1 protein-coding gene is annotated in these 573 nt (G+C 47.8%); it reads right to left on the reverse strand.

What is annotated here, in order from left to right; all coding sequences use genetic code 11:
• A partial coding sequence (locus R7R78_RS28270; RefSeq protein WP_225474870.1) for an ABC transporter ATP-binding protein occupies positions 1 to 573 on the reverse strand: 573 nt, incomplete at both ends.

Raw genomic sequence — 573 nt, forward strand, 5'->3', positions numbered from 1 at the left:
GAAGACGAATTTTCCCTTCCATGTGTGCCGCAACTTTCTCACTGTGCGTCACTAATAACAAGGTACAGTCCAATTGGCGTGCAAGACTGGTCAGCAAACGCATTACCGCTTCCGCATTTCGCTCATCCAAACTTCCCGTTGGTTCATCGGCAAGCAGAATTTTGGGTTCCATGTACAACGCGCGCGCAATCGCAGCACGTTGTTGCTGGCCACCCGACACTTCTTCTGGATAGCGTCCTAATAAAGGCATGAGATCCAGAGCCGAAAGAATTTGACGCCAGAGACCTTTATCTTCCGGTAACCCTTTTAGTTGACGGCAAAAACGGATGTTATCGGCGATGTTCAAAGTAGGAAGAAGGTTGAATTGTTGGAAGATGTTACCAATATTGTTGCGGCGGTAGAGCGTTCTTAAGTGTTCTGGAGCATCATGCATCGCAAAGTTTGGAAACTGAACCTCGCCTGAATCGGCGGTATCTAAACCAGCAATGACGTTCAGCAACGTACTTTTACCAGAACCACTTTCCCCCATCAGAGCGACTTGCTCACCTTGCTGTAATGTTAATTCTGCCCCTT

The organism is Vibrio sp. 2134-1, assembly GCF_033339495.1.